Source organism: Kitasatospora sp. NPDC004799, from assembly GCF_040609095.1.
Classification (GTDB): Bacteria; Actinomycetota; Actinomycetes; order Streptomycetales; family Streptomycetaceae; genus Kitasatospora.
In genome coordinates this window covers 1-6,145 of the sequence record NZ_JBEXJK010000473.1, presented here as the reverse complement: position 1 = coordinate 6,145, position 6,145 = coordinate 1, and the positions used below count along the sequence as shown (strand labels likewise).

General features: G+C 74.3%; 7 protein-coding genes. 4 read left to right on the top strand and 3 right to left on the bottom strand.

Features of this window, described 5'->3' with window-relative positions:
- The 3 genes from ABZW03_RS35785 to ABZW03_RS35775 all read right to left on the bottom strand — a co-directional run.
- The coding region (locus tag ABZW03_RS35785; RefSeq protein WP_355268082.1) for an MBL fold metallo-hydrolase at positions 1 to 1,172 on the bottom strand (1,172 nt) is incomplete at its 3' end.
- 294 nt (positions 1,173 to 1,466) lie between these two features.
- Positions 1,467 to 1,919: a MaoC family dehydratase gene (locus ABZW03_RS35780; protein WP_355268079.1), complete on the bottom strand. Its 453-nt coding sequence runs from the start codon at positions 1,917 to 1,919 to the stop codon at positions 1,467 to 1,469.
- A gap of 75 nt (positions 1,920 to 1,994) precedes the next feature.
- Positions 1,995 to 2,567 (bottom strand): pyridoxamine 5'-phosphate oxidase family protein, encoded by a 573-nt coding sequence (locus tag ABZW03_RS35775; RefSeq protein ID WP_355268076.1) that lies wholly within the window; start codon positions 2,565 to 2,567, stop codon positions 1,995 to 1,997.
- Between the two features lie 141 nt (positions 2,568 to 2,708).
- Here ABZW03_RS35775 and ABZW03_RS35770 point away from each other — a divergent pair, with 141 nt between their 5' ends.
- The 4 genes from ABZW03_RS35770 to ABZW03_RS35755 form a co-directional block, all read left to right on the top strand.
- Positions 2,709 to 3,575 carry a hypothetical protein gene (locus ABZW03_RS35770; protein WP_355268073.1) on the top strand — a complete coding sequence of 289 codons (867 nt, stop codon included), beginning with the start codon at positions 2,709 to 2,711 and terminating at the stop codon, positions 3,573 to 3,575.
- 137 nt (positions 3,576 to 3,712) lie between these two features.
- Complete coding sequence (locus ABZW03_RS35765) at positions 3,713 to 4,336, top strand: hypothetical protein (protein ID WP_355268070.1); 624 nt, start codon at positions 3,713 to 3,715, stop codon at positions 4,334 to 4,336.
- Entirely contained in the window at positions 4,330 to 5,277 is a 948-nt protein-coding gene (locus ABZW03_RS35760; RefSeq protein WP_355268067.1) for a hypothetical protein, read from the top strand. Before ABZW03_RS35765 ends, ABZW03_RS35760 begins: the two co-directional genes overlap by 7 nt.
- Positions 5,278 to 5,375: 98 nt before the next feature.
- A partial coding sequence (locus ABZW03_RS35755) for an SAF domain-containing protein (RefSeq protein ID WP_355268064.1) occupies positions 5,376 to 6,145 on the top strand: 770 nt, incomplete at its 3' end.

Below are 6,145 nucleotides of genomic sequence, written 5' to 3'. Positions count from 1 at the left end.
GTTGGTGCGCAGGATCTCGGCGTCGGTGAACTCGGGGCGGGAGAGGAAGTCCTCCTCCGAGTAGAGCCGGATGCAGATGCCGTCCGAGGTGCGGCGACGGCGCGCCACCACAGCCGCAGGGCCGGCGGGTCGGCGGGCTCGAAGGGCTTGCCGGGGCGCGGCACCGCGAGCCGGGCGCCGAGCGCCCGGGCGGCGGCGACCACCCGCTCGGCGGGCTCCTCCCACGGGTGCAGCGCGAGGTTGAAGGTGCACCAGTGGATCGGCAGCAGCAGCTCGCCGCCCAGGTCCAGGTGCGCCCGCACCCCCTCCTCGGGGGTCATGTGCACCTCGGGCCAGAAGTCGCTGTACGCGCCGACCTGCATCATCGTCGCGTCGAACGGCCCGAGCCGGCGGCCGACCTCGGCGAAGCCGGGGAAGTAGCCGGTGTCCCCGCTGTGGAAGATCCGCCGCCCGCCGCCGGCCACCACCCAGGACGCCCACAGGAACAGCGCGCTGGTGCGCGGTCCGCGGCTGCAGTAGTGCCGGGCCGGCGTGGCGGTCAGGGTCAGCCCGGCGACCTCGGCCGACTCCCACCAGTCCAGCTCGACGATCCGTTCGGCCGGCACGCCCCAGTGCTCCAGGTGCGCCCCGACCCCGAGCGGGACGGCGAACACCGCGCCCGTCCCGATCAGCGCCCGGACGGTGCCCATGTCGAGGTGGTCGTAGTGGTCGTGGGAGACCACCACCACGTCCACCGCCCCGAGTTCGGACAGCGGCAGCGGCACCGGGTGCAGTCGCTTGGGCCCGGTCCAGGAGAAGGGGGAGCAGCGCTCGCCCCAGACCGGGTCGAGCAGCACCCGCCGTCCGCCGATCTCGGCCAGGACCGTGGCGTGCCCCAGCCAGGTCAGCCGCAGCCCGGACTCCGGCGGTGCGGTCAGGTCGCCCGGGAGCAGCCGGTGCACCGGGACGGCGGCGGTCGGCGTCCGGCGGGACTTGTCCCCGGTCAGCTGGGCCCGGGTGATCTCCAGCGGGCTGCGCTCGTACACCAGGCGGCGGGTCGGCACCGGGTTGCGGAAGGCGCCGTCGGCGAACTGCGGGGAGCGGCGGATGCGCGCCAGCCGCTCGCCCCGGGGCTCGGCGCCGAAGGCGTCGGTCCGGACCCGGTGCCAGGCGGCCCGGGGAAGTCCGGCCAGGCCGGGGACGGCGCGCTCGCCGGACGGCGGGGCGAACAGCGAGGTCAGACCGGCGAGGCGGGAGAACCACGGGACGGGGCGGGGCACGGCTCCTCCAGGGACGGTCACGGCTACCGGGCGGACCGGGGCGCGCAGCGCAGCGACGGGTGGGGCTGCTGCGGTATGACAACCATCTCGTCGGAGGTTACTCGCCGTGGGCCGTCCGGACCTGGTGGAGGGCCCGGCGCGGTCCAATCGGCGTACCCGGGGACGCTGGGGCGGGACGCCGCCCGGGGCCTGCCCGGCCCGGCCCCGTCAGACGTAGAAGCGGGTGATCGTCTCCGCGACGCAGTGCGGCTTGGCGCTCCGCTCGCTGGTCACGGTGAACCGCACCACCGCCTGGACCCCGCCCGGCACCTCGGTGGCCGAGAGCAGCTCGGCGGTGGCCCGGATCGCGGTGCCCACCGGCACCGGCGCCGGGAAGCGCACCTTGTCGGAGCCGTAGTTCAGCGCCATCCGCACGCCCTCGACGGCGTAGCACTCCTTCGCCAGCACCGGGATCATCGACTGGGTGAGGTAGCCGTGCGCGATGGTCGAGCCGAACTGGCTCTCCTTGGCCCGCTCCGGGTCGACGTGGATCCACTGGTGGTCGCCGGTCGCCTCGGCGAACAGGTCGATCCGCCGCTGGTCGACGGTGTGCCACTCGCTGGTGCCCAGCTCGGTGCCGACGGCGGCGGTCAGTTCGGCGAGGGACGCGAAGGTCGTCACGGTGCGCTCCTGGTGGGGACGGGCCCGGGGAGGGGGTCAGGACGCCGGAAGCGTATGCCTACCCACCGGTACCTGTCAGGAGCCCGACGGAAAACCGGTGTTCACGGGCCCGAAGCCGGTGGGCCCGGCACTCACCGGCCCGGTGCTCGCCGTCCCGGCACCCATCGGTCCGGCGTTCATCGGCCCGGCGCCCACCGGACCCGTGCCCGGCCGTCGCGCCCGGTGGCCCGGTGCGCCCGGCCCGGTCGGGAACAGCCGGCGGCCGCTGACCAGCTCCGGCACCAGCGCGATGAACAGCGGCTCCGGATCGCCCACCCAGGGCCGCAGGCCGGAGCGCAGCACCCGCCGGACCTGCTCGGGATCGCTCACCGCGTCGGCCCGCCCGTGCACCAGCACGCTCCACCCGGTGCGGGTGACCGGGTCCAGCAGATCCGCCTGGAAGGCCACCACCGTGCCGTCCAGCCCGCGCGCGGTGGCACTTCCCCGGCGCACGGCGAGCACCAACCGCCCGTCCAGGACCTCGAAGGAGACCGGCAGGACGGCCGGCAGTGCGTGCTCGGTGTACACCACGCGCCCGACGGGCACGGTGCTGAGCAGCCGCAGGCACTCGGCCTCGCTCAGGGTCTCCACACGGTCCTCACGCTCCATGCGTCCGATCGTCCTCGGTCGGTGCGCTCCTCGATAGGGCCCATGGTCCCTGAGCGGACGGGCCGGGAGCCCCGTCGGCGGCCGTCCGGGCGGTAGCCTGCCCGGCGGGTGGAGAAACGGTGCAGGAGGGGGGACGGCCGGATGGCGGGCGGGGTCGATCTGGTGGTGATCGGGGCGGACGGCGGGCCGGATCGGGCCTTCGGGGGCGCGGCGCTCGCCCCGGACGGTGCCCGGCTGCTCGCCGAGGTGCTGCCCGGGATGTGCTTCGACACCGGTGCGGCCGGCTGCCGGGTCACCACGGTGCCGCCGGACGCGGACGCCAACGCGATGCTCACCGCCGTCCGGGACGCCGCCCAGCACCCGGGCCGCTGGCTGCTGGTCTGCCTGCTCGGCCAGCTGGTGGCCGACCCGCGCGGGCGCCGGCTGGCCCTGGTCACCGCCGGCAGCACCGCCGACAACGCCTACCGCCGGGGCCTGGCCTGGGACTGGGTGGTCAGCGCGATGGTGCACGGGGACCAGGAGGAGGCGCTGCTGCTGGTCGACGCGGTGGTCGACCGGGACACCTGGACGGCGCTGGAGCGCGGCGAGGACGGCGCGGGCGAACTGCTGAGCTACCCGAGGGTCCCGCTGTGGGGCCGGGTGGGCCGGTACACCCCGGGCAGCCGCTACACCCCCGGCAGACGCGGCCGGGACGCCGTCCGGCCGGGCGGGGAGGGGTCGTTCAGCCGGGCCCTGACCACCGTCCTGGGCCAGGGCGTCCCGGGTGCCCCCGCGGCCGTCGCCCCGCTCGATCTCCAGCCGGCCGTGGCCGCGCTGACGGACGGTGGAGAACCGGCCGGTAGTTCGGGTGCGCCTGGCGCGCGCCTGCTCGTTCCGCCGCACGCCGGGCGGCTCCTGATGCGCAATCGGGCCGCGGTTCGGGGCGCATTGGCCGGATTGTCGCTTTCCGAGGAACTGTTGGCCGTGCTGTGGCGGGAAAGTGCCCCGACGGAACCGCCTTCCGCGTAAGGTCAGGGGGCCTGAGGTGTTGCCGTGATGGGGTGGGTTGGCGAAGAATCGATCCCCAGCGGAATCATCGGCGGGACGGCGGAATTCTCCTGGCGGCCGTGGATCACGGATCGGGTCGGTCGCAATGAGGTGGGGCCATGCGGCAGCGCGGAAATGTGTTGCGCCCTGGGGCGGTTGGAGTCGGCGGGGCGGTTCTGGTGTTGCTGCTCGGGGCCTGTGCGAGCGGAGGTGCGGGCGGTTCCGTCGATCGGATCGGTTCGGCCGCTCCCACCGTCGCGGGAGTGAACCCGCTAACTCCTTCGAGTGGTTCGGTAAACGGCTCGATCGCGCCGACGAGCGGTCCGGAAGGGGCGATGGCGCGGCTGGCCCTGAAGACGTATCAGGACTGGTGGCAGGCCCAGGCCGAGGTCTTCGGGCGGTCGGATTCGGACGGTTACGCACTGGAGCAGTACTCCTCCGGGCGGGCGCTGTCCGACAGCCTGGTCGGCCTCCGGCAACTGCGCGACGCCAAAGTGGTGATGACCGGAACGCCGCACAATTCCGCGGTGGTCAAGGCCGTTGATCTGAAAGCCGATCCGCAGACCGCCGTGATCGAGGACTGCGTCGACCTGTCGGGCTGGCACCGCGTCGACGCCGTCACCGGGGCCGCCAGGGATCCCGGGGCACGCCTGAACCGGTACGTCGGAACCGCGTCCCTGCGCTGGTTCCAATCGCACTGGTTGATCCACGACTTCAAACGGGAGGTGGACCGGACATGCTGAACGCGCGGAAACCGGCCCGGCGGATCGCGATCGCCGCGTCGATGTCGGCCGGGCTGCTGCTGTCGTCGGCGGTGGGTGCGACCGCGGACGAACCGCCGGGCGGCGGGGCCGAACAGTGCTACCCGAACGTGATCTGCATAGACGTCAATTCCGGTGGAACGACCCCCGCACCCGGCGGATCGCAGCCCGGCGGTGGCGGCGGTTCGGACACCGGTCCGCAGCTGTGCGGCTACCACGGCGTCCCGTGGGCCTGTCACGACCCCCAGCTGGGCTGGTTCAACAGCGACAAGGGGTGCTACTTCCGCGCGCTGGACAACCCGCCGCCCGCCGGGGACCCGGCCTGGGAGGGCCACGACCCGAAGGACGGCTCGCTCTACACGAAGGTCTGCCCGCAGACCGACGGGGGCCAGGGCGGCGCCGAGATCGTGTTCGAGGCCACCGCGCCGGGCGGGCAGAACGTCAACGCGGAGGCCATGGCCATCCAGAAGGCCTACGACCAGGTCCGCTTCAGGCCGCCGGTGGGCCGCGCCGCGCCCCGGAACACGGCGGTGGTCCACGCCCCGGTCTGGCTCTGGGCCGACGACGCCGCACTGCCCGCGCCGGGCAGCGCGGCGGTCGCGGGCATCTCGGTCACCGTCACGCCCAAGCTGGTGAAGGCGGACTGGAGCTTCGGCGACCACCTCCAGACCTCCTGCACCACCCCCGGCACGCCGTACACCCCCGAGTACGGCGACGCGAAGTCCCCGGACTGCGGCTACGAGTTCGGGACGAGCTCGGCCAGGGAGAAGAACGGCGTGTTCAGCGCCACGGTGACGATGCACTGGGAGGCCGTCGTGGTGGTCACCGGCGGACCGAACCCGCGCACCTTCACGATCCGCGGCATCAACCAGAGCAGCAAGCCCTTCGAGCTCAAGGTCGCCGAGATGCAGGTGCTCAACTGAGCGCGCCGGCGCGGCGATCCGCGCACTGACCAGCCAGACCCCAGCCAAGCCATTCGAGCCACAGCGGCCAGAGACGAACCAGGGAAGGGCGGAACCCGGTGGAGAACCGTACGTTCGCGACGCCGGGATCCGGCACCCCCGCGGGCGCCGCGGCGTCCGTGGCGCTCCCGGAGCAGCCGGAGCAGGGCGGCCCGGGCAAGGGCCGGGGGCGGGCGGTGCCGCACGCCCCCGGGCGGACCATGCGGGCGCGGCGGCGGCGCCCGGCGGTGCTGGCGATGGCGGTCGCGCTGATCGCGGCCGGCGGGCTGGGCGGGGCCGTCCTCTACAACAGCACCGGCCAGCGGGTCGCGGTGCTGGCGCTGGCCCGGGACGTGCCGTGGGGTCAGGTGATCACCGACGAGGACCTGGTGGTCGCCCGGATCGCGGGGGACCCGGCGCTGCGCCCGGTGTCGGCCCAGGACCGGGCGAAGGCGGTCGGCATGCGGGCCGCTACCGACCTCAAACGCGGCGCGATGCTCACCGGCTCCGACCTCGCGCAGGGCCTGACGGTGCAGCCCGGGCAGATCGTGGTCGGGGTGTCGGCCAAGCGCAGCCAGCTGCCCGCCAGCCGGCTCCAGCCCGGCGTGCAGCTGGTCGTCGTCTTCACCCCCGACAACGGCCGGGCCGACTCGCTGCCCGCCACGGTGATCACCGTCGGCCGGGTGGACACCGACGGCAGCCAGGTGATCGACGTGGCGGTCGGCACGGCGGACGGGCCGCGGCTGGCGCAGTGGGACTACTGGTTGGCGGTCTCGGCCAGGTCGCGGACCAGGCGGGCGATGGTCGGGGCGGCCACCCCGTGGGCGTCGGCCGCCCGCAGGACGGCGCC

What these genes read in the sequence shown, in the direction of transcription:
- ABZW03_RS35775 (WP_355268076.1), bottom strand. Translation starts at nt 2,567, where the DNA reads ATGGAGCGTGAGGACCGTGTGGAGACCCTGAGCGAGGCCGAGTGCCTG.
- ABZW03_RS35770 (WP_355268073.1), top strand. Translation starts at nt 2,709, where the DNA reads ATGGCGGGCGGGGTCGATCTGGTGGTGATCGGGGCGGACGGCGGGCCG.
- ABZW03_RS35765 (WP_355268070.1), top strand. Translation starts at nt 3,713, where the DNA reads ATGCGGCAGCGCGGAAATGTGTTGCGCCCTGGGGCGGTTGGAGTCGGC.
- ABZW03_RS35760 (WP_355268067.1), top strand. Translation starts at nt 4,330, where the DNA reads ATGCTGAACGCGCGGAAACCGGCCCGGCGGATCGCGATCGCCGCGTCG.